This window comes from Kocuria sp. WN036 (genome assembly GCF_002287015.1).
In the GTDB taxonomy this organism is placed as follows: Bacteria; Actinomycetota; Actinomycetes; order Actinomycetales; family Micrococcaceae; genus Kocuria; species Kocuria rosea.
Genome location: NZ_NSKF01000016.1, coordinates 49,963 through 76,220, shown reverse-complemented (window position 1 = coordinate 76,220; position 26,258 = coordinate 49,963). Strand labels below are relative to the sequence as shown.

27 protein-coding genes are annotated in these 26,258 nt (G+C 74.1%); 22 read left to right on the top strand and 5 right to left on the bottom strand.

Features of this window, described 5'->3' with window-relative positions:
- Positions 1 to 29 precede the first annotated feature (29 nt).
- The gene (locus CK505_RS11285) at positions 30 to 641 is read left to right on the top strand and encodes a hypothetical protein (RefSeq protein ID WP_095651105.1); all 612 of its coding nucleotides are present in this window, start codon (positions 30 to 32) and stop codon (positions 639 to 641) included.
- Here the strand turns inward: CK505_RS11285 and CK505_RS11280 are convergent.
- Complete coding sequence (locus CK505_RS11280) at positions 616 to 1,524, bottom strand: SDR family NAD(P)-dependent oxidoreductase (protein WP_255250937.1); 909 nt, start codon at positions 1,522 to 1,524, stop codon at positions 616 to 618. The two genes, CK505_RS11285 and CK505_RS11280, sit on opposite strands and share 26 nt — an antisense overlap.
- Before the next feature lie 146 nt (positions 1,525 to 1,670).
- On the opposite strand from CK505_RS11280, the gene CK505_RS11275 reads away from it, so the two are divergent.
- Positions 1,671 to 2,369 (top strand): type 1 glutamine amidotransferase domain-containing protein, encoded by a 699-nt coding sequence (locus CK505_RS11275; protein WP_095651104.1) that lies wholly within the window; start codon positions 1,671 to 1,673, stop codon positions 2,367 to 2,369.
- Between the two features lie 43 nt (positions 2,370 to 2,412).
- On the opposite strand, the gene CK505_RS11270 is transcribed toward CK505_RS11275, so the two are convergent.
- Positions 2,413 to 2,616: a hypothetical protein gene (locus tag CK505_RS11270; protein WP_095651103.1), complete on the bottom strand. Its 204-nt coding sequence runs from the start codon at positions 2,614 to 2,616 to the stop codon at positions 2,413 to 2,415.
- Between the two features lie 186 nt (positions 2,617 to 2,802).
- Between CK505_RS11270 and CK505_RS11265 the strand changes: the two genes are divergently transcribed.
- Both CK505_RS11265 and CK505_RS11260 read left to right on the top strand, forming a co-directional pair.
- The gene (locus CK505_RS11265; RefSeq protein ID WP_035923923.1) at positions 2,803 to 3,546 is read left to right on the top strand and encodes an MBL fold metallo-hydrolase; all 744 of its coding nucleotides are present in this window, start codon (positions 2,803 to 2,805) and stop codon (positions 3,544 to 3,546) included.
- Positions 3,547 to 3,700: 154 nt separating this feature from the next.
- Entirely contained in the window at positions 3,701 to 4,708 is a 1,008-nt protein-coding gene (locus CK505_RS11260; RefSeq protein ID WP_017833808.1) for an NAD(P)-dependent alcohol dehydrogenase, read from the top strand.
- Between the two features lie 42 nt (positions 4,709 to 4,750).
- On the opposite strand, the gene CK505_RS11255 is transcribed toward CK505_RS11260, so the two are convergent.
- Entirely contained in the window at positions 4,751 to 5,929 is a 1,179-nt protein-coding gene (locus CK505_RS11255; RefSeq protein WP_031283166.1) for a CAP domain-containing protein, read from the bottom strand.
- 323 nt (positions 5,930 to 6,252) lie between these two features.
- Between CK505_RS11255 and CK505_RS11250 the strand changes: the two genes are divergently transcribed.
- The 3 genes from CK505_RS11250 to CK505_RS11240 all read left to right on the top strand — a co-directional run bounded on the left by CK505_RS11250 (position 6,253) and on the right by CK505_RS11240 (position 9,399).
- Complete coding sequence (locus CK505_RS11250; RefSeq protein WP_017833810.1) at positions 6,253 to 6,687, top strand: hypothetical protein; 435 nt, start codon at positions 6,253 to 6,255, stop codon at positions 6,685 to 6,687.
- A gap of 38 nt (positions 6,688 to 6,725) precedes the next feature.
- Positions 6,726 to 8,063 (top strand): M20/M25/M40 family metallo-hydrolase, encoded by a 1,338-nt coding sequence (locus CK505_RS11245; protein WP_017833811.1) that lies wholly within the window; start codon positions 6,726 to 6,728, stop codon positions 8,061 to 8,063.
- Positions 8,064 to 8,142: 79 nt separating this feature from the next.
- Positions 8,143 to 9,399, top strand: coding sequence for an acyl-CoA dehydrogenase family protein (locus CK505_RS11240; protein WP_255250936.1), 1,257 nt, complete (start codon positions 8,143 to 8,145; stop codon positions 9,397 to 9,399).
- A gap of 28 nt (positions 9,400 to 9,427) precedes the next feature.
- On the opposite strand, the gene CK505_RS11235 is transcribed toward CK505_RS11240, so the two are convergent.
- Positions 9,428 to 9,661 carry a DUF5703 family protein gene (locus CK505_RS11235; RefSeq protein WP_035923920.1) on the bottom strand — a complete coding sequence of 78 codons (234 nt, stop codon included), beginning with the start codon at positions 9,659 to 9,661 and terminating at the stop codon, positions 9,428 to 9,430.
- Positions 9,662 to 9,701: 40 nt separating this feature from the next.
- Between CK505_RS11235 and CK505_RS18455 the strand changes: the two genes are divergently transcribed.
- The 3 genes from CK505_RS18455 (at position 9,702) to mshC (ending at position 12,390) form a co-directional block, all read left to right on the top strand.
- Positions 9,702 to 10,067, top strand: coding sequence for a primosomal protein (locus CK505_RS18455; RefSeq protein WP_176475325.1), 366 nt, complete (start codon positions 9,702 to 9,704; stop codon positions 10,065 to 10,067).
- Positions 10,068 to 10,178: 111 nt separating this feature from the next.
- Positions 10,179 to 11,009, top strand: coding sequence for an undecaprenyl-diphosphate phosphatase (locus CK505_RS11225; RefSeq protein WP_017833502.1), 831 nt, complete (start codon positions 10,179 to 10,181; stop codon positions 11,007 to 11,009).
- 97 nt (positions 11,010 to 11,106) lie between these two features.
- A complete protein-coding gene (mshC, locus tag CK505_RS11220; protein WP_095651101.1) occupies positions 11,107 to 12,390 on the top strand; it encodes a cysteine--1-D-myo-inosityl 2-amino-2-deoxy-alpha-D-glucopyranoside ligase in 1,284 nt (427 codons plus the stop codon).
- A 130-nt stretch (positions 12,391 to 12,520) separates the two neighbouring features.
- On the opposite strand, the gene CK505_RS11215 is transcribed toward mshC, so the two are convergent.
- Positions 12,521 to 13,429 carry a PAC2 family protein gene (locus CK505_RS11215; RefSeq protein WP_095651100.1) on the bottom strand — a complete coding sequence of 303 codons (909 nt, stop codon included), beginning with the start codon at positions 13,427 to 13,429 and terminating at the stop codon, positions 12,521 to 12,523.
- Positions 13,430 to 13,504: 75 nt separating this feature from the next.
- Between CK505_RS11215 and CK505_RS11210 the strand changes: the two genes are divergently transcribed.
- From CK505_RS11210 to tatA, 12 genes are all read left to right on the top strand, one after another.
- The gene (locus CK505_RS11210) at positions 13,505 to 14,215 is read left to right on the top strand and encodes an HAD family phosphatase (protein WP_035923916.1); all 711 of its coding nucleotides are present in this window, start codon (positions 13,505 to 13,507) and stop codon (positions 14,213 to 14,215) included.
- Positions 14,212 to 15,345 carry a site-2 protease family protein gene (locus CK505_RS11205; protein ID WP_095651099.1) on the top strand — a complete coding sequence of 378 codons (1,134 nt, stop codon included), beginning with the start codon at positions 14,212 to 14,214 and terminating at the stop codon, positions 15,343 to 15,345. The genes CK505_RS11210 and CK505_RS11205 overlap by 4 nt, the downstream gene beginning before the upstream one ends.
- A gap of 124 nt (positions 15,346 to 15,469) precedes the next feature.
- A complete protein-coding gene (locus tag CK505_RS11200; RefSeq protein ID WP_017833507.1) occupies positions 15,470 to 16,597 on the top strand; it encodes a tRNA (adenine-N1)-methyltransferase in 1,128 nt (375 codons plus the stop codon).
- A 74-nt stretch (positions 16,598 to 16,671) separates the two neighbouring features.
- The gene (arc, locus tag CK505_RS11195; RefSeq protein ID WP_255250940.1) at positions 16,672 to 18,396 is read left to right on the top strand and encodes a proteasome ATPase; all 1,725 of its coding nucleotides are present in this window, start codon (positions 16,672 to 16,674) and stop codon (positions 18,394 to 18,396) included.
- The gene (gene dop, locus CK505_RS11190) at positions 18,393 to 20,030 is read left to right on the top strand and encodes a depupylase/deamidase Dop (protein WP_095651097.1); all 1,638 of its coding nucleotides are present in this window, start codon (positions 18,393 to 18,395) and stop codon (positions 20,028 to 20,030) included. The genes arc and dop overlap by 4 nt, the downstream gene beginning before the upstream one ends.
- A gap of 35 nt (positions 20,031 to 20,065) precedes the next feature.
- Positions 20,066 to 20,275, top strand: a complete 210-nt coding sequence (locus CK505_RS11185; protein ID WP_017833510.1) for a ubiquitin-like protein Pup — start codon at positions 20,066 to 20,068, stop codon at positions 20,273 to 20,275.
- Between the two features lie 5 nt (positions 20,276 to 20,280).
- Positions 20,281 to 21,726: a Pup--protein ligase gene (gene pafA, locus CK505_RS11180; protein WP_095651096.1), complete on the top strand. Its 1,446-nt coding sequence runs from the start codon at positions 20,281 to 20,283 to the stop codon at positions 21,724 to 21,726.
- 124 nt (positions 21,727 to 21,850) lie between these two features.
- Positions 21,851 to 22,810 carry an FKBP-type peptidyl-prolyl cis-trans isomerase gene (locus CK505_RS11175; RefSeq protein WP_095651095.1) on the top strand — a complete coding sequence of 320 codons (960 nt, stop codon included), beginning with the start codon at positions 21,851 to 21,853 and terminating at the stop codon, positions 22,808 to 22,810.
- 90 nt (positions 22,811 to 22,900) lie between these two features.
- Positions 22,901 to 23,296: an FKBP-type peptidyl-prolyl cis-trans isomerase gene (locus tag CK505_RS11170; RefSeq protein WP_017833513.1), complete on the top strand. Its 396-nt coding sequence runs from the start codon at positions 22,901 to 22,903 to the stop codon at positions 23,294 to 23,296.
- 11 nt (positions 23,297 to 23,307) lie between these two features.
- Positions 23,308 to 25,383 carry a YafY family protein gene (locus tag CK505_RS11165; protein ID WP_017833514.1) on the top strand — a complete coding sequence of 692 codons (2,076 nt, stop codon included), beginning with the start codon at positions 23,308 to 23,310 and terminating at the stop codon, positions 25,381 to 25,383.
- Positions 25,384 to 25,406: 23 nt separating this feature from the next.
- Positions 25,407 to 25,775, top strand: coding sequence for a hypothetical protein (locus CK505_RS11160; protein WP_017833515.1), 369 nt, complete (start codon positions 25,407 to 25,409; stop codon positions 25,773 to 25,775).
- Positions 25,768 to 26,076, top strand: coding sequence for a Sec-independent protein translocase subunit TatA (tatA, locus tag CK505_RS11155; RefSeq protein ID WP_017833516.1), 309 nt, complete (start codon positions 25,768 to 25,770; stop codon positions 26,074 to 26,076). Before CK505_RS11160 ends, tatA begins: the two co-directional genes overlap by 8 nt.
- The last annotated feature ends 182 nt before the right edge of the window (positions 26,077 to 26,258 follow it).

Sequence of the window (26,258 nt, the reverse complement as noted above, 5' to 3'; positions counted from 1 at the left end):
CGTCGGCGCACGACCGGAGGAGACCCGTCATGGCCCAGGAACCGGACCCCCGCCCGCGGCTGATCGGGCTGCACGGGCGCAAGCAGTCGGGCAAGGACACGTGCGGCGACCGCCTCGTGGTCGCGCACGGCTACGCACGGGTGGCCTTCGCGGACCCGCTGCGGTTGTTCCTCACCGAGCTGGACCCCCTCGTGGGCGTCCGGGACGGCCGGCTCGTGCGGCTCGCCACGGTGCTGGCGGAGGCCGGCGGGGACTGGGGTCTGCTCAAGGACGAGGTGCGGGACCCGGTGCACCGGGAGATCCGGACGCTGCTGCAGAAGGTCGGCAACGAGGCCGGCAAGGCCGTCTTCGGGGAGACGGTGTGGGCGGACCGCGGGCTGGAGACCGCCCGCCGGCTGGGCGGGCCGGTCGTGTTCACGGACGTGCGCTTCGACGTCGAGGCAGAGGCCATCACGGCCGCGGGGGGCCGGGTGGTGCACGTGGTGCGCCCCGGGGCTCCCGCCCCGGACGACCCGCACCCCTCGGAGGCCGGCATCGACCCGCGCTGGATCACCGCCGTCCTCGTCAACGACGGGACGGTCGAGCAGCTCTGGGCGAAGGTCGACGCGCTGGTGATCAGCCGGCCGGGTGCCCCGGGGTGAGCCCCACCAGCTCGGCGCTGCGCCGCCACAGGGCGTCCGCGAGCGCGACGTCGGCCGCGCGGGACGGGGCACGGGCGGGCCGCCTCTTCTCGAAGTAGCCCCCGGGGCGCCAGTCCTCGCCGGCGACGCCCTCCGCCAGCCACACCAGGGTCTCCGCGCCCCGTTCCGGGGTGATCATGAGCCGGCGGCCCAGACGGGTGCGATACAGGAACCGCAGGGGGGTGGTGGTGCCCGAGGCGAAGTTCGTCGCGACGCCCCCGGGGTGGAACGCCGCGGCGGCGAGGCCGTGCGGCCCGTGCCGGCGGTCGAGACCGCGGGTGAAGAGGATGTTGGCGAGCTTCGTGTCCCCGTAGGCCCCCTGCGGGGACCAGCGCCGGTCGTCGACGAGGACCTCCGGCGAGAGCCGGCCGATGCGGGCCGCGACGCTGGACGTGCTGAGCACCGCCGCGCCGTCCGCCACGAGCCGGTCGAGCAGCAGGTGGGTGAGCAGGAAGGGCGCCAGGTGGTTGACCTGCCACGTCATCTCGTGCCCGTCGGGCGTCAGCTCGCGGCGGTCGAAGATCCCGCCGGCGTTGTTGACCAGCACGTCGATCCGCGGGGCGGACTCCTGCAGCTCCCGGGCGAGCCGGCGCACGTCGTCGAGCCGCGCGAAGTCCGCGGTGAAGTGCCGGAGCCCGAGGGGCCCGGCCACCGCCGCGGTCTTCTCGCCCGATCGCCCGACGACGACGACGTCGTGGCCCCGTCCCGCCAGCTCGCGGGCGGCGGCGGCCCCGATGCCGTCGCTCGCGCCGGTGATCACGACCGTGCGCCGCCCCTTGCGCCGATGGGCGTGCTGCTCGCGGTGCTGGTCCTCGTCGTGCTGGTCCTCGTCGTGCTGGTCCATGGTGGCCTCCTCGGTCGAGCCGGAATCCCGGTCAGCATAGCGACGCACCCTGGGCCGCCGGACGGAATAAGCGCGCGGGCGGAGCCGTTGCGGCACGCACGACGGAAAACACCCGGACAGGCACCACAGCTGAGGAGCTGACCATCATGGCCCGTGTTCTGATGATCGTCTCGGCGGCCGACTCCCTCACCATGCGGGACGGCACCGAGCACCCCACCGGCTTCTGGGCGGAGGAGCTCGTCGTCGCCCACCGGGCGCTGCGCCGGGCCGGGCACACCGTCGACATCGCCACCCCCGGCGGTCGCCGGCCCACCGTGGACCGGGTCAGCCTCTCCCCGGACGTCACCGGGGGCCAGGAGCGGGCCGACGAGTTCCGCACGTACCTGGAGGAGATCGACGCCGAGCTCGCCGCCCCCCGCGTCCTCGCCGAGGTCGACGAGCACGACTACGACGCCGTGGTCCTGCCCGGCGGCCACGGTCCCATGGCGGACCTCGTCCACGACCCCTCGCTCGGCCGGATCCTGGCCTCCTCGGACCGGACCGGCCGGCTCATCGCCCCGTTCTGCCACGGCCCGGCAGCCCTGCTCAGCGCCCAGGACGACGGGACGTTCCTCTTCGCGGGCCGCCGGCTGACCGCCTTCACCAACGAGGAGGAGCTCGGCGGCGGCACCGGGGAGAACACCCCCTGGTTCCTGGAGACCGTGCTCCGGGAGAAGGGGGCCGTCGTGGAGACCGGCCCCGCGTGGTCCAGCCACGTCATCCGCGACGCCAACCTGATCACCGGCCAGAACCCCCAGTCCAGCCAGGCCGTCGCCGACGTCCTCGTGGAGGCGCTCGCAGAGTGACCCCCGGCCGCAGAGGCACCGGCGGCGGTGGGAGCCGCCGGGCTCAGGCGCTGACGGGCGTCCTCCCGGCCAGGGCGAGGCCGCGGGCGGCGGCCACCGCGTCCCGGAACTCCGGGAACGTGCGACGGACGGCGTGCCCGCCGCCGGCCGGGACGAAGGTCATGGCCCACCGGTTCCGGCGGAGCCGGTGGAAGGGCACGGCGACGATCTCCACGGAGGGCAGGGCATCGGGGCGCTGAGCGTTCACAGCGGGACCTTTCGGGGGGTTCAGGTCGGGGGAGGACGGGGCCTGCTCCGGGCGGACCGGGGGATCCGCGGACCGGGGCCCTGCGTGGGGCCCATGGTACCGGGCGCGCCGCCCGGCGGGGCGGTCGCCTGGCCGGTGTCGGCGCCCGGCAGGTATGATCAGCACACTGATCGAGTGAGGAGACCCATGTTCACCCCCGAAGTGGCCGACGGCGTCCACCGCATCACCCACGCCCACGTCAACTGCTACCTGGTCGAGGACGAGGACGGCGTCACGCTCGTGGACGCCGGCCTGCCGAGCATGTGGCCCATGCTGCTGGCGGGACTCGAGGAGCGCGGGCGGCGCCCCGACGAGGTCAGGGCGCTGGTGCTCACGCACGCGCACTTCGACCACGTGGGCTTCGCCCGGCGGGCGCAGGAGGAGTGGCGGCTGCCGGTGCACGGGCACCCTGCGGACGCGCGGCTGGCCGCCCACCCGTACCGGTACCGGCCCGAGCGCAACCGGTTCCTCTACCCCTTCACCCACCCGCGGTCCCTGCCGCTGCTCGGCCGCATGGCGGCGGCCGGGGCCCTCGCGGTCCGGGGCGTGCGGGAGCTGCGCCCGCTCGAGGCCGGGGCCGTCCTGCCTGTCCCGGGCCGGCCGGTGGTCGTCCACACCCCCGGCCACACGGACGGGCACTGCGTCCTGGACCTGCCCGGCCGGGGGACCGTGCTCAGCGGTGACGCGCTCGTGACGCTGGACCCCTACACCGGCCGGCGCGGCCCGCAGATCGTCGCCGGGGCCGCGACCCACGACTCCGCCGTGGCCCTCGCCTCCCTCGACGCGGTGGCCGCCACCGGGGCGCGCACCGTGCTGCCCGGTCACGGGGAGCGGTGGACGCAGGGCGCCGAGGCCGCGGCCCGGCACGCCCGCGCGGTGGGCGCCCACTGAGCGAGCCCGGCAGGGTCCGCGGATCGGGCCGGGAGCGGCCGTGGCCGTCGCGACCCCGCCCCACCGGGCATCCGAAGCGTGCTGATGACACTACCGGGGGCGGCGGCTATCGTGGGCGGCGACCGACGACCCCACAGCGCCTGGAGGACCACCCGTGAAGCAACTGACCGTCTCCGCCCCCGGCGGCCTGGACCGGCTCGAGCTCGGGGAGGCCCCCGACCCGGGCGCGCCGGGCCCCGGCGAGGTCCGCGTCCGCGTGCACGCCAGCTCCCTGAACTACCACGACTACCTCGTGGTCTCCGGCGGGACGCGGACCGAGGACGGGAGGATCCCGCTGGCGGACGGCGCGGGCGTCGTCGAGGCCGTGGGGGAGGGCGTCGACGACCTCGCGGAGGGCGACGCCGTGGTCTCCTGCTTCTTCCCGCTCTGGCAGGACGGACCCCCCGTGGACGGGAACTTCCGGCGCGTCCCGGGAGACGGGCTCGACGGCTACGCCCGGGAGGCGGTGGTGCGTCCCGCCACGTGGTTCACGCGCGCCCCGGCCGGGTGGTCCCACGCCGAGGCCGCGACCATCACGACGGCCGGCGTCACCGCCTGGCGGGCGCTCGTGGTGGACGGAGGGCTCCGTGCGGGGGACGTGGTCCTGGCCCTGGGCACCGGCGGCGTCTCGGTCTACGCCACGCAGCTCGCCAAGGCCGTGGGCGCCACCGTGGTGGTCACGTCCTCCTCCGACGAGAAGCTCGAGCGCGTCCGGCGGCTCGGCGCGGACCACGTCATCAACTACCGCGAGACCCCCGAGTGGGGCCGCGCCGTCCAGGAGCTCACGGACGGGCGCGGCGCCGACCACGTGATCGAGGTCGGCGGCCCGGGCACCCTGGCGCAGTCGATCCGCGCCGTGCGGGTCGGCGGCCACATCTCCCTGATCGGCGTGCTCACCGGGGCGGCGGGCGACGTCCCCACGGCGCTGCTCATGGCGCGCCAGGCGCGCCTCCAAGGACTGCTGGTGGGCAGCCGCCGGGACCAGGCCGACTTCGTGCGCGCGCTCGAGGCGACCGGGCTGCGGCCGGTGATCGACCGCCGCCGCCCCCTCGCCGAGGCCGCCGACGCGTTCCGGGAGATGGAGTCGGCCCGGCACTTCGGCAAGATCGTGCTCGAGCACTGAGCCCGGCCGGTGCCCCGGGGGGCGCGCCCCGGGGCACCCGGGTCACCAGCCGGTGACCCACACCTGACCGGTGGCCGGGGACCAGTTCACCCTGTACCCGTTCGAGAAGCGCTGGTAGACGGTGGCCCCGGTGCGGATCTCGTCGGTGACCGGGTAGCCGTAGCCCCGCTCGAAGCCGGCGGCCTTCCAGGCGCGGCCGATGGCGCCGGTCTCGTGCACCGCACGCGCGCCGTGGGCCCGGGTCCACAGCACCTTGGTGAGCGCCCCGTCCCGGGAGAAGACCTGGTAGGAGGACCCGTCGGCCAGCCGGCGCTCCTCTGTGGTCGGGAAGCCGTAGCCGTTCTCCCGCCCCCCGGCCACGAACTTCTGGCCGATGACCGTGGCGTTCTCCACCCGGTGGGCGCCCGTGGCCGGGCTCCAGTACAGGGTGGACTTGCGCCCGTTCAGGGAGAACTCCTGGTAGACGCCTCCGGCTCGCAGCCCGCCGCGCTCCGCCGTCACGGGCTGACCGACGACCGCGGCGCCGCCCAGGGCGTGGTACTTCGCGCCGATGGCGCCGGCCACGCCGTAGCCTGCCGGGGGCTGGACGGGCGTCGACGTCTCGTAGGTGTAGGCCGGGGCCCCGTTCACGCGCGTCGAGGCGTCCGCGGGCGCGCCGCCGTTGGCGTACCCGTAGAGGTTGACGGTGGAGAGCACCTGCCAGGGCTGCCCGGAGTTCTCGAGCCGGCCGTCCGCGTAGGTGAGGCCGATGCCGATCACCTCGTGGCGCGGGTCCTTGATCGCCTTGTCGTGGGCGGCCGAGGACTTCCACCACGCCACCAGGGCGCGCACGTCCCGGTGGTGCTCCAGGGCGATCACCTCGTTGGCGCTGGTCCAGGGCCCGGTGCGCGGATCGGTGAGGAAGGTGGTGCTGTGCGAGAACTTCTCCTCGACGATCTGCCGGTCGGACTCCTTCTGCACCACCTGGGACAGCGTGGCGGAGTACTTGAGCGGCTTCACGCCGAGGGACTCGCGGTAGCGGTTGATCTCGTCGAGGATCAGCTGGGCGTCGGCCTGACGCGTGGCGGCGTCCACCGCGACGATGTCCTGCGCGGCGGCGTGGGCCGCCGGACCGGCCAGCAGCGAGGTGCCGGCGAGCGTGGTGACGCCGATGCCGGCGGAGAGGGCCAGAGCGGCCATGCGGCCGTGACGGCGCGCGGGGGCGCAGCGATGTTTCGCCATGGGTGCTTCTGCTTCCTGGTCTGTCTGCACGCACGGAGGAACTGGGGGGTTCCGTGCGGCGGGGGGCTATCGTCGTCCGGCCGGACGACGAGACAGATTGGGCTGGGGAAGGCGCCCAGGGAAAGGCTAGGGAATTCCCATTGCAAATAGGAAGTGTGTGAAATTGTTTCGTCTATCACAGGAGAATAACGACGACATCACGGAATGAACCCGACGGCCGGAATTCCCGTGGTTATGGTGAGCGGTTCACACCCCGTCCGCGCGGCGAACGCACCGGTGCCGGTGACGATAGGCTGGGAGCGCACGCCCGGAGAAGGAGCCCGATGACCGTCCACGCCACCCGCGCCACCGGCGTCCGGGCCCCGTTGCGGCTGTGCCTCGTCCTCGCCGCCGCCGTCGGCCTGACCGGGTGCGGCCCCGACCTCGGGACGCCCGAGGGCACCACCCGGGCGTTCGTCGACGCGATGGCCGAGCGCGACTGGGACGGCGCCTGCGAGCTGCTGTCCCACGACTTCGTGCACCGGGCCACGGAGGGCAGCTCCCAGTACTGCGGGGTCCACCTCGAGCGGTGGCACCCGGACACCTCCCGCTACGAGACGCTCGCCGTCCAGGGCGAGGCCGTCGAGACCGCCGAGGGGTACCGGCTGGAGGTCGCCCCCGAGGACGCTCCCGGGGAGACTGAGGAGGTCGTCGTGGTCGAGGAGTCCGGACGCCTCGTGCTGCTGAGCTACCCCGGCCGCGACACCGCCGTCCGCTGAACCCCACCCGCCCACCAGGAACCCCAGGAAGGACCGCCATGACCGATCCTCAGACCGTTCCCGCCGCAGCGGCCGCGGCGTCGTCGCCCGAGGGCGAGACCGTCGAGATCTGCCGCAACCTCATCCGCATCGACACCTCCAACTACGGCAGCGGCGACGCCAAGGGGGAGCGGCGGGCCGCCGAGTACGTGGCCGGGCTGATCGAGGAGGTCGGTCTCGCCACGACCGTCCTGGAGTCGGCGCCCGGCCGCGCCAACGTCTTCGCCCGGATCGAGGGCACCGACCCCTCCGCCGACGCCCTGCTGGTGCACGGCCACCTGGACGTGGTGCCCGCGATCGCCGCGGACTGGTCCGTGGACCCGTTCGGGGGCGAGATCCGGGACGGCATGATCTGGGGCCGCGGCGCCGTGGACATGAAGGACATGGACGCCATGATGATCTCGGTCCTGCGCCACATGGTGCGCACCGGGGACCGGCCGCGGCGGGACATCGTCTTCGGCTTCTTCGCCGACGAGGAGGCCGGCATGGTGTACGGCTCGCACTGGATCGCGGAGCACCACCGCGGTCTCTTCGACGGCGTCACCGACGCCATCAGCGAGGTCGGCGGGTACTCGGCCACCATCGGCGGCCGGCGGGCCTACCTGCTGCAGACGGCGGAGAAGGGCCTCATGTGGTTGCGTCTCAACGCGCAGGGCACGGCCGGGCACGGCTCCCAGATCAACGACGACAACCCGGTCACCCGGCTCTCGAGGGCGCTGGCCAACATCGGCGAGCACCAGTGGCCCGTGGAGCTCACCAAGACCACCCGGGCGTTCCTGGACTCGGTCACCGAGCTGACGGGCGTGGAGTTCGACCCCCAGAACCCCCAGCGGCTGCTCGCCGAGCTCGGCTCCGTGGCACGGTTCGTGGGCGCGACACTGCAGACCACCGCGAACCCGACGATGCTCGAGGCGGGCTACAAGGTCAACGTCATCCCCGGCTCCGCCCAGGCGGGGCTGGACGTGCGCTATCTGCCGGGCCAGCGCGAGATCGTGCTGGCGAAGCTCGCGGAGCTCGCCGGGGACGGGGTGTCCTTCGAGTTCGAGTCGGACGACATCGCCCTCGAGGTGCCGTTCTCCGGCACCGTGGTCGACGCCATGGTCGACGCGCTGCACGCCGAGGACCCCGAGGCGGTCGTGCTGCCGTACATGCTCTCCGGCGGGACGGACAACAAGTCCCTGGACCCGCTCGGCATCACCGGCTACGGGTTCGTGCCGCTGCGCCTGCCCGACGAGCTCGACTTCCCGTCCATGTTCCACGGCGTGGACGAGCGCGTGCCCACGGACTCCCTGGAGTTCGGCTCCCGCGTGCTGCACCGGCTGCTGACCCGGTACTGACCGGCCACCGGCCCCTCCCACCCCGGCCCGCCCGACCGCCGGAGCACCCACGACCCCGACGACCGCCGACAGGAGCGAGATGCACCCCGCCACCGGACCGCAGCCCGCGACCGCACGACCCGCACCCGCACCTGCGGGAGCCGAGGCCCCCGAGGACCGGGCGGCCGGCGACCTGGTGCCCGAGACCCTGCTCCCGGACGACCTGCTGGCGACGTTCCGCGAGCGCGCCGCCGGCTACGACCGGGAGAACCGGTTCTTCGACGAGGACTTCGCGGACCTGGTGCGGATCGGCTATCCGCTGATGCTGGTGCCGCGGGACCGGGGCGGTCTCGGGTTCACGCTGCAGCAGGCGGTCGCCGCGCAGCGGCGGCTCGCCGCGGCCGCCCCCGCCACGGCGCTGGGCATCAACATGCACCACGTCCTGGTGGGCGTGGCGCACACCCTGCGCCTGCGCGGGGACGCCCGGGCCGAGCGGATCTTCGAGCTGGCCGCGGCCGGGGAGATCTTCGCCTTCGGCATCTCCGAGGCGGGCAACGACTCCGTGCTCTTCGACTCCGACACCACCGCGGTGGCCGTGGCGGACGGCTACCGGATCACGGGCACGAAGATCTTCACCTCGCTGTCCCCCGTGTGGACCCGGCTGATCGTCCACGCCCGCGACGACGCCGAGGAGGGCACGCCGCTGGTCTTCGGCCTCCTGGACCGGGCGGCGGAGGGCATCGAGGTCCTCGACGACTGGGACACCATGGGCATGCGGGCCTCACAGTCCCGGACCACGGTGCTGCGCTCGGTGCCGATGCCCGCGGAGCAGGTGCTCACCCGCACCCCGGTGGGCCCGAACCCGGACCCGGTGGTGTGGGGCGTCTTCGGCTGCTTCGAGCTGCTGCTGGCCGCCGTCTACACCGGGATCGCGGACCGTGCGGTGGAGCTGGCCGTGGAGATCGCCGGCACCCGGCGGTCCCGCGGCGGGGGAGCGCCCCGCGCCGAGCGCCCCGACGTCCGCCGACGGATCGCCGAGGCCGCCCTGCTGCGGGACGGGGTGGAGCTGCAGCTGCTCCGGCTGACCGCGGACGTGGACGCCCTCGGCACCGCCGGCGCCCCGGACCACGGCCCCCGCTGGTTCCTGCTGTTCTCCGGGGTCAAGCACCGGGCCACCGAGGCGGCCCGCGGGGTCGTCGACCTCGCGATGCGCAGCTCGGGAGGGGCCCAGTACTCCCGGGGCGGGGAGCTGGAACGGCTGTACCGGGACGTGCTCGCCGGGATCTACCACCCGTCCGACGACGAGTCCGTGCACGCGGCCGTGGCCAAGGCGCTGCTGGGCCCGATCGGGGGCTGAGCCCCGCCGGCGGGGCCGGGTCCCGGGCTCAGACGGTGCGCTCCACGCGCATCACCCGGCGGCGCAGCCAGTACTTGCGGGTCCCGCCGTAGAGCAGCACGGAACGGGTCAGCTCCCACTTGCCGTACTCGGCGTGCTCGCTGAGCCGGGCCCGCGCGTCGCCGAGCGGTTCGTGCGGCGCCACGGTCAGCAGGAGGTACTCGTAGCGCTGGTCGGCGTCCCTCGTGAGGGTGGCCGAGCTGGTCCGGACTTGTTCTCTCATCGGTCCCCATTCTGCACGGAATAGCGCTAACGTCTACTCCATGAGCAATGACCCTCGTGCCGCGTTGCAGGCCCTCGTGAGCGCCTTCGAAGAACACCTCGTCGCCGCGTCCAACCGGCGCAGCGACGACGACCCGGCCGTCGACGGCGCCTACATCGCCATCGCCGACGCCTTCGACGCCTACGAGGAGGCGCTCTACGACGCCTACGACGAGGTCACCCCGCTGACCGTCTTCGCGGAGGAGGACGACTCGGACGACGACTCCGACGACGAGGACGAGGACGAGGACGACTCGGAGGACGACGAGGAGCTCCTGGAGGACAACGAGATGCTCGACGAGGACCTCGTCGACGAGGAGGACTACGAGGACCTCGACGACGCCGACGGGGCGCGCTCCGCCCGCTGAGCCCCGTCCCCCGCACCGCACCCGCAGGAACGGCCCGCACGGCGGGCCGTTCCTGCCGCGTCCGGGCCTGTCCCGCCGTCCCCGGCGCGGAGCGTGCCGTAGGGTGGCCGGGTGAATTGGATCGAAACCATCATTCTCGGCCTCGTCCAGGGCCTGACCGAGTTCCTCCCCGTGTCCTCCTCGGCGCACCTGCGCATCGTGGGCGAGCTGCTGCCCAACAGCGCCGACCCCGGCGCCGCGTTCACGGCCATCACGCAGCTGGGCACCGAGACCGCCGTGATCATCTACTTCTGGCGGGACATCGTCCGGATCCTCAAGCAGTGGACCCTGTCCCTGGTGGGCCGCGTGGAGCGCTCGGACCCCGACGCCCGGATGGGGTGGCTGATCATCCTGGGCTCCCTGCCCATCGGCGTGCTGGGGCTGCTGCTGGAGGACTACATCGACACGGAGTTCCGCTCCCTGTGGATCACGGCCACGATGCTGGTGGTCTTCGGTGTGATCCTTGCGGTCGCGGACCGGGTGGGCCGGCAGGCCCGGCACCTGGACGACCTCACCGTCAAGCACGGCGTGCTCTTCGGGCTGGCGCAGGCGCTGGCCCTGATCCCGGGGGTCTCGCGGTCCGGCGGCACGATCACGGCGGGACTGCTGATGGGCTACACGCGCGAGGCCGCGGCCCGCTACGCGTTCCTGCTGGCCATCCCCGCGGTGTTCGCCTCGGGACTGTACAAGCTGGCGCAGTCCGTGGGGCAGCCGCAGGCGGGGCCCTACGGCATGACCGAGACCCTCGTGGCCACGGGCATCGCGTTCGTGGTGGCGTACGTGATCATCGGCTGGTTCATGCACTACATCTCCAACCGCAGCTACACGATCTTCGTGTGGTACCGCATCGCCCTGGGCCTGGCCATCTTCGTGCTCCTGGGCCTCGGGGTGATCAGCGCCTGAGCCCTGCGTCACCTCCGGATCGGGGGCGGCGGCCGGTCCGGTAGGTTGGGTGAGGCCCCGCGGCCGTCGTCCGATCCCCGAACCACCCGAGGTGAGCATGAAAGCCTGGTCCGCCCGACCCGTTCCCGACCTCCCTGGCGAGGCGGCCCTGCCCGTCGTGCAGGACACCCGGCTGCGGCGGCGGGTGGAGCTGCCCCGGCAGGAGCGGGCGAGCCTCTACGTGTGCGGGATCACCCCGTACGACGCCACCCACATGGGGCACGCCGCCACGTACGTGGCCTTCGACCTGCTGCACCGCGCCTGGCTGGACGCGGGGACCCCGGTGGACTACGTGCAGAACGTCACCGACGTGGACGACCCGCTGCTCGAGCGGGCCGCGGCCACCGGCGTGGACTGGCGTGACCTGGCCGCCGAGCAGACCGAGCTGTTCCGCACCGACATGAGCGCGCTCAACGTCCTCCCGCCCCAGCACTACGTGGGCGCGACCGAGGCCGTCGGCTGGATCGTGCCGGCCGTCGAGCGCCTCGTGGCCCGCGACCTCGCCTACCGGGTGGCGGGCCGGGACGGCGAGCCGGACGGGGACGTCTACTTCGACGTCGAGGCCGCGGGCGCGCTGCCCACCGACGACGACGACGCGTGGGTGCTCGGCGACGTCTCCCACCTGACCCCCGAGCAGATGCTGCCGCTGTTCGCCGAGCGCGGCGGGGACCCCGAGCGCCCGGGCAAGCGGCACCGGTTGGACCCGCTGCTGTGGCGCGCGGAGCGCCCCGGGGAGCCCTCCTGGGACGGCGCGTCGCTGGGCCCGGGTCGGCCCGGCTGGCACATCGAGTGCTCGCTCATCGCCCTGGAGCACCTGCCCGCCCCGTTCACCGTCCAGGGCGGCGGCTCGGACCTCGTCTTCCCGCACCACGAGATGGGCGCCGGCCACTGCTGGGCGCTGACCGGCAGGCCCATGGCCCGGCACTTCCTGCACACCGGGATGGTCGGCCTCGACGGGGAGAAGATGTCCAAGTCCAAGGGCAACCTGGTGCTCGTCTCCGCGCTGCGGGCCCAGGGGGTCGATCCCGCCGTGATCCGCACCGCGATCCTCGCCCACCGCTACACCGACGACTGGTTCTGGACCGACCTCGTGCTGGCCGGCGCCGTCGCCCGCGTGGACGCGTGGCGCCGCGCCCTGGCCGTGGCCCCGGAGGGCAGCGCGGCCCCGCTGCTGCAGGCCGTGCGCACCGCCCTGTCCGACGACCTGGACGCCCCCGCGGCGCTGGCGGCGCTGGACGCGTGGGCCGCCGACGCCCTGACCACCGGGACCCCGGGGTCCTGCGGGGCGGACGCCCGGCTGGTCCGGGACCTGGTGGACGCCCGGCTCGGCATCGAGCTCTGAGCCCGCCGGCGGGCCCGGTCCCGCCGGACGGCGCAGGAACGACACGGCGCAGGAACGACGGAGGGGCGGCACCCGGGACCGGGTGCCGCCCCTCCGTCGTCCGGTCCCCGTCACCGGGCGCCGGCGCCGCTCACTTCTCGTCGCGGCGGCGGCGCAGGTAGCGCTCGAACTCCTTGGCGATCGCGTCCCCGGTGGCCTCGGGCAGGTCCGTGGTGTCCTTGGCCTCCTCGAGCTGCTGGACGTAGGCGGCGATCTCCGGGTCGTCGGAGGCCAGCTCGTTGACCCCGCGCTCCCACGCCTCGGCGTCCTCGACGATGGCGTCCAGGGGCAGGGTGATGCTGAGCAGCTCCTCGAGCTCCCGCAGCAGGGCCAGCTCGGCCTTCGGGGAGGGGGACTGCGCCACGTAGTGGGGCACCGCCGCCCACAGGCTGACCGTGGGGAACCCGCCCAGGGAGGCCATGTGGGAGAGCAGCCCCACGATCCCGGTGGGACCCTCGTACTGGGAGGAGTCGATGCCCAGCTCGTCCTGGAGCTCGGCGGTGTCCGAGGTCTTGGTCACCGGGATGGGCCGGGTGTGCGGCACGTCCGCGAGCAGCGCCCCGACCATCACCACGAAGTCGACGTCGAGCAGGGTCGCCTGCTCGAGCAGCTCCGCGGTGAAGGAGCGCCACCGGTAGGAGGGCTCCCAGCCGTGCAGGAGCACGAGGTCGAGGTTCGTGCCGGGCACGGTGGCGGTGGAGAGCCGGGTCGTGGGCCAGACGATCTTCACGTCGCCGGTCGCCCCCCGGCGCACGAGGGGCCGGGAGAACTGGTAGTCGTAGTAGTCGTCCGACGTCACCTCGAAGACGTCCTTCGCCCCGTAGTGGGTGGCCAGGAACTGCACGGCGTCCGTGGCGGCGTCCCCGGCGTCGTTCCACCCCTCGAACGCGGCCACCAGCACGGTCACGCGCTCCTGGTCACCGTCCTCGCGGACCACGCCGAACGGCCCCGCCTGGGGGCGGGGGAACGTCTCGTCGAAGTTGTTGCTCACGGAACCCACACTACGCGCCGGGACATCGACGGCAAGAGGCCCCGGCACGAGGGGCCCCGTGTTGCGGCCACTACGATGGAGGCCATGTCCAGCCTCCCGTCCGCGTCCCCCGACGACGTCCTGCCCACCGCCGTGCTGTTCGACATGGACGGGACCCTGGTGGACACCGAGCCGTACTGGATCGAGGCCGAGATCGAGCTGGTCCGCTCCCACGGGGGCACCTGGACCGAGGCCGACGCCCTGGCCATGGTCGGCACCGGGCTGGAGGACGCCGCCGCCGTGTTCCAGCGGCAGGGGGTGCGCTTAGGTGTCCGGGAGATCGTGGACCGGCTCATCGGCCGGGTCGCGGCCCGCACCCGGGAGCGGGTCGTCTACAAGGAGGGGGCGCCGGAGCTGGTCGCCGCCCTGCGCGAGCGCGGCGTGCCCCTGGCCCTGGTCACCAGCAGCGAAGCGCCCCTGGCCGAGGTCGTCCTCGACGCCTTCGGCGGCCCGGGCGTCTTCGACGTCGTCGTCACCGGCGACCTCGGCCACCCGGCGAAGCCGGCCCCCGACCCCTACCGGATCGGCGCCGCCGGTCTCGCCGAGCGCGCCGGCCGGCCGCTGGCGCGCGCCGGCATGGTGGCCGTCGAGGACTCCCGCACGGGCATCCGCTCCGCGACCGCCGCGGGGATCTTCACCGTGGGCGTGCCCAACATGGTCCCGCTCGACGACGCCGGCGCCGACCTCGTGCTGCCGAGCCTCGCCGGCGTGGGCCCCGAGGACCTCGGCCGCATCGTGGCCGGGGCCCGCGCGTGAGCCGCCCCCGCAGCGAGGGCATCCCCCTGGGCCGGATCGGCGGGGTCCCCGTCACGCTCTCCTGGTCGTGGTTCGTGATCGCCGCGGTCACCGTGCTCCTCTACACCCCCGTGCTGATGACCGCCTACCCGCGGCTCGGCGCGCTCAACTACGCCGCGTCCCTGGGCTTCGCCCTGACCCTGGCCCTGTCCGTGCTGCTGCACGAACTGGCCCACGCCTGGACGGGCCGGGCCTTCGGCTGGCCCACCGGCCGGATCGTGCTCAGCCTGCTCGGCGGCCACACCCACTTCGGGGACGTGCGCAGCACCCCGCTGGCCTCCGCCGCGGTCTCGCTGGCCGGACCGGCCGTGAACCTCGCGCTCGGCCTGGCCGGCTGGACGCTGCTGCGCACCGGGGAGCCGTCGCCCACGCTCGGCTGGGTGCTGCTCGACCTCACCACGTGGGCGAACCTCATCGTCGGCGTCTTCAACGTGCTGCCGGGCCTGCCTCTGGACGGCGGCAGGGTGGTGGAGGCCCTGGTCTGGGCGGTCACCGGCCGGGAGCACCACGGCACGGTGGTGGCCGCCTGGACGGGCCGGCTGCTCGCCGTGGGCCTCGTCGTCGGGGCAGGGGTCACGGGCCTGTGGAACCAGCCCGTCGCCCTCGTGCTCGTCGTCCTCATCGCCGGCTTCATGTGGCAGGGCGCCGGGGCGTCCCTGCGCGGGGCGGCGGTCCTGTCCCGCGTGCACGGCGTCAGCGCCGCCGCGCTGGCCGAGCCCGCCGTGGCGGTGCCGGAGGGCGTCTCCCTGGCCCACACCGACCGGCTGGTCACCGACCACCTCGCCCGCGCCGCCGCCCCGGGCGGCCCGGTCCCGCACGTGCTGGCCGTCTCCCCGGACCGGCAGGTCGTCGGTCTGCTCCTGCCGGCCGCGGCCGACGCCGTGCCCCCGGCCCGGCGGGCCGACACCCCGCTGACGTCCGTGCTCCAGCACCTGCCCGCCGACGCCGTGCTCGACGCCGGGCTGCGCGAGGAGTCCCTGCTGCGGGCCGTCGCCGCCCGGGAGTACCCCCACTACGTGGTGACGGGACCCGACGGCGCCCTCGTGGGCGTGCTGCGCACCGCCGCCCTCGAGCGCCTGCTCGCCGGCTGACGCCAGGCCCCGCCCCGGCCCCCCGCGCCGCGGTGACACAATGGGGGAGGACCCCGGGCCTGCGGAGCCTCCGCCGGCCCCCGCACGACCAGACCAGACCACGCCCTGCCCCGAGAGTGAGCCGATGACCGGAACCGCTGACCACACCGCCGCCCCCGCCCCCGCGTCCCCGCGGGGCGCCGCCAACCGGCGCGGGCCCTTCCGGGCCGGGGAGCGCGTGCAGCTGACCGACGAGCGCGGCCGGATGAACACGGTCACGCTCGCGGACGACGGCGAGTTCCACTCCCACCGCGGCGTGCTCAGCCACGGCGAGCTCATCGGCCGCCCGGAGGGCACCGTGGTCGAGAACTCCGCCGGGTTCCGGTACCAGGCCCTGCGCCCGCTGCTCAAGGACTTCGTGCTGTCCATGCCGCGCGGCGCCGCGGTGGTCTACCCCAAGGACGCCGGCCAGATCGTCACGATGGCCGACATCTTCCCGGGCGCCCGGGTGGTCGAGGCCGGTGTCGGCTCCGGCGCGCTGTCCATCTCCCTGCTGCGCGCGGTGGGGGACGAGGGCCGGCTGCACTCCTTCGAACGGCGGGCGGAGTTCGCCGACATCGCCCGCGGCAACGTGGAGACCATGTTCGGCGGCCCCCACCCCGCGTGGCAGATCAGCATCGGGGACCTCGCCGAGGAGCTCGGCGAGCACGAGGCGCCCGGCTCCGTGGATCGCGTGGTCCTCGACATGCTCGCCCCGTGGGAGTGCCTCGACGCCGTGGCCACGGCCCTGACCCCCGGCGGGGTCGTCATGTGCTACGTCGCGACCGTCACCCAGCTCTCCCGCACCGCCGAGGCGATGCGCGCCGACGGCCGCTTCACCGAGCCCGACGCCTCCGAGACCATGGTCCGCGGCTGGCACGTCGAGGGCCTGGCCGTGCGCCCGGACCACCGCATGGTCGCCCACACCGGCTTCCTGCTCTCCGCCCGCCGGCTGGCCGACGGCTCCGAGCGGCTGGCGCCCAAGCGGCGGGCCTCCAAGTCCGAGTACAGCGAGGAGGACCTGCAGGCCTGGACCCCCGTGGCCCTCGGCGAGCGGGACGTCACCGACAAGAAGCTGCGCCGCGCCGGCCGCGACGCCCTGGGCCTGGCCGAGCGCGCCGCCGGCGCGACCCCGCCGGCCGACGCCCCCGCCCGGGCCACGACACCGGCGGCCGCTCCGGCGGACCCCGCACCCGACGCCGCGCCCGAGCAGCCCCACGAGGAGCGCCCGTGAACGAGACCTCCCCGCAGCAGACCACCGGACCGGCCGGCACCGGGCCGGCGGACGCCGAGCAGACCCGCCGGGCCCTGACCAACGCCCAGCGGCAGGTCAACATCCTGCGCGACCAGAAGCGCGCCCTCGACAAGCAGCTCGCCGCCGCCGGCACCCAGAACCAGAAGCTCGTCCGGCTCCTCGACGCGACCCGCACCGAGATCGCCCAGCTCAAGCGCGCCCTCGAGAACGACCTGGTCCCGCCGCTGAGCCAGGGCACCGTGCTGCAGGTCAACCCCGGGCGCACCCCGGTCGGCGAGCAGACGGGCAGCGGTCCCGCCGTCACCGACCGCACCCTCGACGTCCTCGTGGCCGGGCGCCGCATGCGCGTGGCCCTCAGCCCGCTCGTGAGCTTCGCCGCCTGCGAACCGGGCCGCCAGGTCCTCCTCGACCAGAACTACACCGTCGGCGCCGTCCTCGACTACGAGCAGACCGGCGAGATCGCCACCGTCAAGGAGATCGTCGACCACGACCGCGTCCTCACCGTGGGACGCTCCGACGAGGAGCGCGTCCTGCTGCTCTCCGGGCTCCTGCGCCGGAGCCGCCCGGAGATCGGCGACGCGGTCTCCATCGACCACCGCACCGGCTTCGCCCTCGAGCCCATCGAGCGCTCCGACGTCGAGCAGCTCGTCCTCGAGGAGGTCCCCGCCGTCTCCTACGACGACATCGGCGGCCTCGGCCCCCAGATCGAGCAGATCCGCGACGCCGTCGAGCTGCCCTTCGTGCACCCCGAGCTCTACCGCGAGCACGGGCTCACCCCGCCCAAGGGCATCCTGCTCTACGGGCCCCCGGGCAACGGCAAGACGCTCATCGCGAAGGCCGTGGCCCGCTCCCTCGCCGAGCGCGCCGCGGACCGCGCCGGGCGCGGGAAGGCCCTGGGCTACTTCCTCAACATCAAGGGCCCCGAGCTGCTGGACAAGTACGTGGGGGAGACCGAGCGCCAGATCCGCTCCATCTTCCTGCGCGCCCGCGAGCAGGCGGCCCGCGGCATCCCCGTGGTCGTGTTCTTCGACGAGATGGACTCCCTGTTCCGCACCCGCGGCTCCGGGCTGTCCTCGGACGTGGAGACCACCATCGTCCCGCAGCTTCTCACCGAGATCGACGGCGTGGAGCGCCTGGACAACGTCATCGTCATCGGCGCCACGAACCGCGAGGACATGATCGACCCCGCCGTGCTGCGCCCGGGCCGGCTCGACGTGAAGATCCGCATCGACCGCCCGGACGCCGAGGGCGCCGCCGAGATCCTGCGGCTCTACGTCACCGAGGACCTGCCGCTGCGCCAGGACGAGGTCGACGCCGCCGGCTCCCGCGCCGGGGCCGTCGCCGCCCTCGTGGACGCCGCCGTGGCCCGGATGTACGAGAAGAGCCCCGGCACCCGGTTCCTGCACCTCAGCTACCGGGACGGCACCGAGGAGACCCTCCACTTCAGCGACTTCACCTCCGGGGCGGTCATCCGCAACGTGGTGGACCGGGCCAAGAAGCAGGCCATCAAGGACCTGCTCACCACCGGGGTCCGCGGCCTGGGCCGCGACCACCTGGTCCGCGCGGTGGACGAGGAGTTCCACGAGCAGCAGGACCTGCCCAACACCTCCAACCCCGAGGACTGGGCCCGCATCTCGGGCCGCCGCGGCGACACCATCACCGACCTGCGCGTGGTCCTGCACCGCGACCCGCACCCGGCCGGCCCCGGCGGGCGCCACGCCCCGGCGCCGACCGGACCGGCGCCGACCGGACCGGTCCCGGGGGAGGGGCCCGCGTGAGCGTCCGCCGCGTCATGGGCGCCGAGACCGAGTTCGGCGTGCTCGCCACCGGCAACCCGCACGCCAACGCCACCGCGCTCTCCAGCCAGGTGGTCACCACCTACGCCGCCCTCGTGCGGCGCCGCCTCGGCGCGTCCCGGACCGCCGCCGGGTGGGACTACCACGGCGAGACCCCCCTCGAGGACGCCCGCGGCTTCACCGTCCCCCGCGACCAGGCCGACCCCTCGCAGCTCACCGACGTCGCGCCCGTGCTCACGGCCGAGGAGGTCGCCGCCGAGGCCCTCCGCGAGATCGGGTCCCACGCCGAGTCCCTGGACTGGCGGCAGGTCGTGATGAACACCGTCCTGCCCAACGGCGCCCGCCTCTACGTGGACCACTCGCACCCCGAGTACTCCTCCCCGGAGGTCACCACCCCCCGCGACGCCGTCCTCTGGGACGCCGCCGGGGACCGGGTGGCCCTCGACGCGGTCCGGGCGATCGCCGCGAGCGCCGCCACGACCGGCCTCGACGTCGTGAACCTCTACAAGAACAACACCGACAACAAGTCCGTCTCCTACGGCGCCCACGAGAACTACCTCGTGCCCCGCGCCGTGCCCTTCGCCGCCCTCGCCGCCGGGCTGCTGCCCTTCTTCGCCTCCCGCCAGGTGGTGTGCGGCGCCGGTCGCGTCGGCATCGGGGACCGCGGCGGGCGCCCGGGCTTCCAGATCAGCCAGCGCGCCGACTTCTTCGAGCGCGAGGTCGGCCTCGAGACCACCGTCCACCGGCCCATCGTCAACACCCGCGACGAGCCCCACGCCGAGCGCACCCGCCACCGGCGCCTGCACGTCATCATCGGCGACGCCAACCTCTCCCACACCTCGAGCCTGCTGAAGTTCGGCACCACCTCCCTGGTCCTCGGCCTGATCGAGGCCGGTGCCGCCCCGGACATCGCCCTCGCCGACCCGGTGGCCGCCCTGCAGGCGATCAGCCACGACCCGGGGCTGACCACCACCGTCCTGCTCCGGGACGGCCGGCGGCTCACGGGCGTCCAGCTGCAGCGGCTCTACCTCGAGGCCGCCCGGGCGCACGAGCACGCGACCGGGGGCCCCGACCCGGACACCCGCGAGGTGCTCGAGCTGTGGGCGGAGGTCCTCGACGCCCTGGAGACGGACCCCCTGTCCCTCGCGGACCGCCTGGACTGGGTCGCCAAGCACGCCCTGCTGCTGGGCTACCGCGAGCGCGACGGCCTGGCCTGGGACGACCCGCGCCTGACGCTCATCGACCTGCAGTACGCGGACGTGCGCCCGGAGAAGGGCCTGCACCACCGGCTGGTCGCGGCCGGCCGGATGCGCACCCTCTTCACCGCCGAGGAGGTGGAGCGCGCCGCCGACCTGCCCCCCGCCGACACCCGGGCGTGGTTCCGCGGCCGGCTGATGACCCGCTTCCCCGACGACGTCCTCACGGCCAACTGGGACTCGGTCTCGCTCACCCTGCCCGGCGTCCGCCGCGGCGCGCGGATCGCGATGCCCGAGCCGCTCGAGCTGACCCGCGAGGACGTCGACCCCCTGCTGAGCGCGGCACCCGACACCGAGCACCTCGTCCGCGCCCTCGCCACCGCCCGACCCGCCCTCGTGCACACCGGCTCCCTCGGCTGAGCACCCCGACCACCATCCCCAGGAGGAACCCCGTCATGGCCCAGGAACGCATCTTCGGCACCGGCGCCCAGCGCCGCGAGGAGTCCGAGCTCCCCGAGCCCGGAGCCCCCGCCCCCACGGCACCCACCGCCCAGTCCCGGACCAGCGCTACCAGCGCCGACGACCTGCTCGCCGAGATCGACGGCGTGCTCGAGTCCAACGCCGAGGAGTTCGTGAAGGGCTTCGTCCAGAAGGGCGGCCAGTAGCCCCCATGGACCGCAGGATCTACGGGGTCGAGACCGAGTTCGGCCTCACCCACAGCGCCCCGGGCGCCCGTCCGCTCAGCCCGGAGGAGGCCGCGCGCACCCTCTTCCGCCCCGTGGTGGCCTGGGGCCGTTCCTCGAACGTGTTCCTGCCCAACGGCGGGCGCCTCTACCTGGACGTGGGCTCCCACCCCGAGTACGCCACCGCGGAGTGCGCCACGCTCGAGGACCTCGTCGCCCAGGACAAGGCCGGCGAGCTGATCGTCGACGACCTCCGGCGGCAGGCCCAGGACGCCCTGGCGGAGCAGGGGGTGGGCGGGCAGCTGTACCTGTTCAAGAACAACGTGGACTCGCGCGGCAACTCCTACGGCTCGCACGAGAACTACCTGATCTCCCGGCGCACCGAGTTCGCCCGGCTCGTGCAGATCCTCATCCCGTTCCTGGTCACCCGCCAGCTGCTCGTCGGCGCCGGCAGGGTCCACCCCGCCGGGCCCGAGGACTTCGGCGCCGTCCGGATGGGCGACGACGCCGGGACGCCCAGCTACTCGTTCTCCCAGCGCGCCGACCACATCTGGGAGGGCTCCTCCTCGGCCACGACGCGCTCCCGGCCCCTCATCAACACCCGGGACGAGCCGCACGCCGACGCCGAGCACTACCGCCGGCTGCACGTCATCGTGGGCGACTCGACGATGTCCCAGACCACCACGGCGCTGCGGATCGGGACCACCGACCTCGTGCTGCGGATGATCGAGGCCGGGCAGATCCTGCCCGACCGCACCATGGCGGACCCCGTCCGGTCCCTGCGGGAGGTCTCCCACGACCTCACCGGCACCCGCCCGGTCCTGCTCGCCGACGGCACCCGCCGCTCCGCCCTGGACCTGCAGCACGAGCACCTGGAGTCCGTGCGCCGGTTCGTGGACCGCGAGGGGGCCCACCACGACCGCGTGCCGTGGGTGCTCGACCTGTGGGAGCGGGCCCTGGACGCCGTGGCCCGCCAGGACACCTCGGCGATCGACACCGAGATCGACTGGGCGATCAAGAAGAAGCTCCTCGACGGCTACGCCGCCCGCGACGGCCTGGACCTCGCCGCGCCCCGGATGGCGCAGCTGGACCTCGCCTACCACGACACCGCCCCGGAGCGGGGGCTCTTCAACCTCCTGCAGCGCCGGGGACGGGCCGCGACCTTCGTCCCCGACGAGCGCGTCCAGGAGGCCGCCCGCACCCCGCCCGCCACGCGGGCCGCCGTGCGCGGCCGGTTCATCGAGGCGGTGCTCGCGTCCGGGCACGAGTACACCGTCGACTGGGTGCACCTGAAGGTCAACGACCGCGGCCGGCGCACGGTGCTGTGCAAGGACCCGTTCGCCGTGGCGCACCCGGAGGCCGACGCCCTGATCGCCGCCCTCGGCGAGCGCGACACCGCGGGGCGGGCCCACGGGGACGCCCCCGTGGTCTGAGCCGCGCCGCGGGGGCGCCCCGTCCAGTCAACGCCCAGCGCCCTGCACTAGGCTGGCCGCCGTCCCGGCCCGAGCCGTCCGACCCCACCGCCCCCACCCGGGCCGACCTCTGAGGAAGACACCCGTGCGAAAGACCCTGACCACCTCCGGCGCCGCCCTGTCCCTGGCGCTCGTCCTCACGGGCTGCTCCGGGCCCGGCGTCGACTCCGTGGAGCTCAGCAACGAGCCGGACGCGGGCACGGCCCCGTCCGTCACGTTCGAGACCCCGCTCAACGCCGAGGAGGCCGGGGCGAAGGAGCTGCGCGAGGGCGACGGGGAGGAGCTCGCCGAGGGCGACACCATCCTCCTGCAGGCGGCGCTCTTCAAGGGCTCCGACGGCACGTCCATCGGCGAGACCTACTCCCGCGGCGCCGGCCAGGTGCTCCAGCTCGAGCAGGGCCTCCAGGAGTCGATCCCGGAGATGTACGACGCGCTCGTGGGCGCCAAGGAGGGCGCGATCATCGCCTACTCCTCCCCGGAGACCTCCGGGGCCGCCGGCGACGAGTCGACCTCCGTGGAGGTCTACGAGGTCGTCCGGAAGATCCCCACCGAGATCGAGGGCGACATGCAGGACAGCCCCCGGGGCCTGCCGGAGATCACCGAGAACGACGAGGGCGTGCCGGCCGTGGCGAAGCCGGAGGGCAGGGCCCCGAAGAAGCTCGTCTCCGAGTACCTCATCGAGGGCGACGGCGAGGAGGTCGCCGAGGGCGACACCGTCATCGCGAACTACGTGGGCGTCAAGTGGTCCGACGGCGAGACCTTCGACTCCTCCTACGAGAACGGCGCCCCCGCGTCCTTCCCGCTCGACACCGTCATCGAGGGCTGGCAGGAGGGCCTCGAGGGCAAGAAGGAGGGCTCCCGCGTGATCCTCTCCGTGCCCGTCGGCCAGGCCTACGGCACGGAGAAGGACCTGGGCGAGGACTCCGACTACCCGGCCGGCAGCCTGCTCTTCGTCGTCGACATCCTGGCGGCCGTGGACACCCCCGAGGCGCCGGCCGAGGACGAGGCCTCCGCCTCGCCGTCCCCCTCCGCGACCGGGGAGTAGCCCCCGGTCGGCTAAGGTGGCCCGGTGGGCCCCCGAGGCCCCTCCGATCCCGACGACCACCCGTCGACGACCCGACGAACAGGAGCACCCATGTCCTTCGGAGAGCGCAAGCTCGACCGCAGCAAGCCCGAGATCGACTTCCCCGAGGGGGAGGCCCCGACCGAGCTCGTCAGCACCGACCTCGTGGAGGGCACCGGCGCCGAGGCGACCCCCGGCAAGCAGATCTCCTGCCACTACGTGGGCGTGACGTTCTCCGCCGGCGAGGAGTTCGACGCCTCCTGGAACCGCGGCCAGCCCCTCGACTTCACCGTGGGCATCGGCCAGGTCATCGAGGGCTGGGACAAGGGCCTGCTGGGCATGAAGGTCGGCGGCCGCCGCCGGCTGGAGATCCCCGCGGACCAGGCCTACGGCTCCAGGGGCGCCGGCGGGGTCATCGGCCCGGACGAGGCCCTGATCTTCGTGGTGGACCTCCTGGACGTGCGCTGAGGACCCACCGGATGGCAGCCCGATCGACGGAGCGGCTCCTCAACCTGCTCATCGCCCTGGTCTCCCGCGAACGCGGGTACACCCGCGCCGAGCTCCGGGAGGCCGTTCCGTCGTACGCGGAGTCCGCGTCCGACGAGGCGTTCGAGCGCATGTTCGAGCGCGACAAGGCGGAGCTGCGCGACCTCGGCTACCCCATCGAGGAGGTCTCCGAGGACCCCCTGTTCCCGGACGACACGCACGGCCACCGCTACCGGATCCCGCGCGGGTCCTTCACGCTGCCGCCGCTGCAGTTCACGGCGGAGGAGTCCGCGGTGCTCGCCCTGGCGGCCAACGCCTGGACGGACGCCTCCCTCGGGGAGCTCGCCCGCCGGGCCCTGCGCAAGCTCGAGCCCGCCATCGGCGGCCTGCCGGAGGACGACGCCCCGCCGCTGCTGCAGCCCACCCTCACCGCCCATGAGCCGTCCTTCGAGCCGCTGCTCTCGGCCGTGGTGCGCCACCGCGAGGTCCGCTTCGACTACCTCGCCCGCAGCACCGACCAGCTCACCACCCGGCGGCTGCGGCCGTGGGGCATCGGCTCCCGCTACGGCAACTGGTACGTGGTCGGCTGGGACCTGGACCGCAAGGACTCCCGCACGTTCCGGCTGTCGCGGATCATGTCCGACGTCACGGTCACCCGCAAGGAGTTCGACCCGCCCGAGGGCTTCTCCATGAACGAGTCCCTGTCCCAGATGGTCTCCCACGCCCCCGCGCGCACCGTGGAGGTGCTGGCCCGGCCCGGCCACGCGCACATGCTGCGCCGAATGGCCGCCCGACAGGAGCCCGGCGTCGGCGCCGGGGACGGCGTGGACCGGTGGGACCGGCTGCACATCCCCTTCGCGGAGACCGAGATCCTCGCCGAGGAGATCGCCGCGGCGGGCCCCGGCGTCGTCGTGCCCCGGGACGGGGACGGCACCGCCCCCACCATGCAGGCCGAGGTGCGCGCCGCGGTGGTGCGCCGGCTGCGGAGCGCCGAGTCCGCCGTGGCACGGTTCCGCGGCGTGCAGGTCGACTGGAACAACAAGTCCCGCAAGGGCACGCGCAACAAGCTCTCCACCGCGGACCACCTCTCGCGGCTGCTCGAGATCGTCCGCTGGGTCTACGCCCACCAGGGCGCGGAGCTCGAGGAGACCGCCCGCCGGTTCGGGATCACCGACCAGGAGCTGATCGCGGACCTCAACACCCTGTTCGTGTGCGGCAAGCCCGGGCACATGCCGGACCAGCTGATCGACGCGTCCTGGGACGACGGCCACGTCTACCTGTCCAACGCGGACGAGCTCTCCGACCCCGTGCGCCTCACGCAGCCGGAGGCCTCCGCGCTGCTCGTGGGGCTGCAGACGCTGCGCACCGTGCCCGGCGGGGACTCCGAGGCGGTAGCGTCCACGATCGCGAAGGTCGCCGGCGCCGCGGGGGACGCCGGGGTGCTCGCCAACGCGGTGGGCGCCCGCCCCATCACGGACACGCCCGCGCCCGCCCTCGCCGACGTCATGTCCGCGGTGCGCCGCGCCGTGGAGCAGCGCCGCCGGATCCGGATCGGCTACGTGGTCCCGTCCCGCGACGAGCTCACCGAGCGGGTCGTGGACCCGGTCCAGGTGTTCTCCTCCAACACCCACTGGTACGTGCGCGCCTGGTGCCTCGGCTCCGAGGGGATGCGCAACTTCCGGCTGGACCGGATCTCCGCCGTCGAGGACGCCGGGCCGGCGGGGGAGCGCCCCGCCGCCCAGGAGGCCGCCGCCGCGTCCCCGCCCGCCCCCGGCACCCCGGACACCGTGGAGGTCGTGCTCGTCACCGACCGGCGCAGCCGGTGGATCGCCGACCAGTACCACGCCACCCGCACGGCCGTGGTCCGGGTCCCCGGCGGGGCCCGCACCGGGCCGGCGGCGGACCACGAGGCCGCGCTCATCGGATTCCAGACGGCCGAGGCCGTGTGCGCGCTCGTCACCCGCTACGGCGGCCAGCTCGCGGTCATCGGGCCCGACGACGTCGTGGCGCAGGTGGAACTCTGGGTGAACTCTGCGCTCGGCGCCTACGGGGCGTCCGAGCCGGCCTGATCCGCCCGCCTATACTGGAGGGCATGCTCTGGTGGTCCTGGGTCCTGCTGTGGACGGTCCTCGTCCTGCTCGGCGCGGCGTTCCTCGGACTGATGCTGTGGCGGCTGGTGAAGACCTTCTTCGTCCTGCTCCGGGACACCGAGACGGTGGCCGGGGAGTTCGCCCAGCGGTGGGACGACGCGGCCGCCGGGGTGCAGCGCCCTGTCCGGGCCGCCCCGGACCCGGCCCTGTTCACACCGGTGGGGCAAGCCGTGGCCGACTACCGGGTCGGCCGTGACCAACGAGAAACCGCCCGTCTGAGACGCCGCATCGAGCGCAAGGACCGGATGGGCCAGCCGCAGCGGATCAGCGACCTCCGCCGGGCTGAACGGAAAGGAATGTTCCATGGGTAGGCTCTTCGACAGCCCCTTCATGATCCTGATCATCCTGCTGGTGATCCTGCTGCTGTTCGGCGCGCCCAAGCTCCCGGGCATGGCCCGCAGCCTCGGCCAGTCGCTGCGCATCTTCAAGTCCGAGGTCAAGGAGATGAAGAAGGACGACCAGCCGGACGGCTCGGACGTGGTCATCGACGGCAAGGCCGTGGCGCCCGGCCGGGACGGCAGCACCGACCGTGACCCCGGCGCCACCGGCACCGCCTCCGGCACGGACACCCCGCGCGACCCCGAGCAGCACCCCGGCCGCCCTCCGGCCTGACCCCTCGCCCCCTCTCCCGGCGTCCGCCGCCGCCCCGATCCGCCGCACCGGCCGGTCCGCGCCCCCGCCCGGGGAGCGGGCCGCCCGACCGGCCCCGCCGCCCCGGGCGGGCCCCGAGTCCCGAAGGTCCCCATGTCCTCGCAGTCCCCCCGCGGTCCGAAGAAGCGCCGGACCGCGCGCAA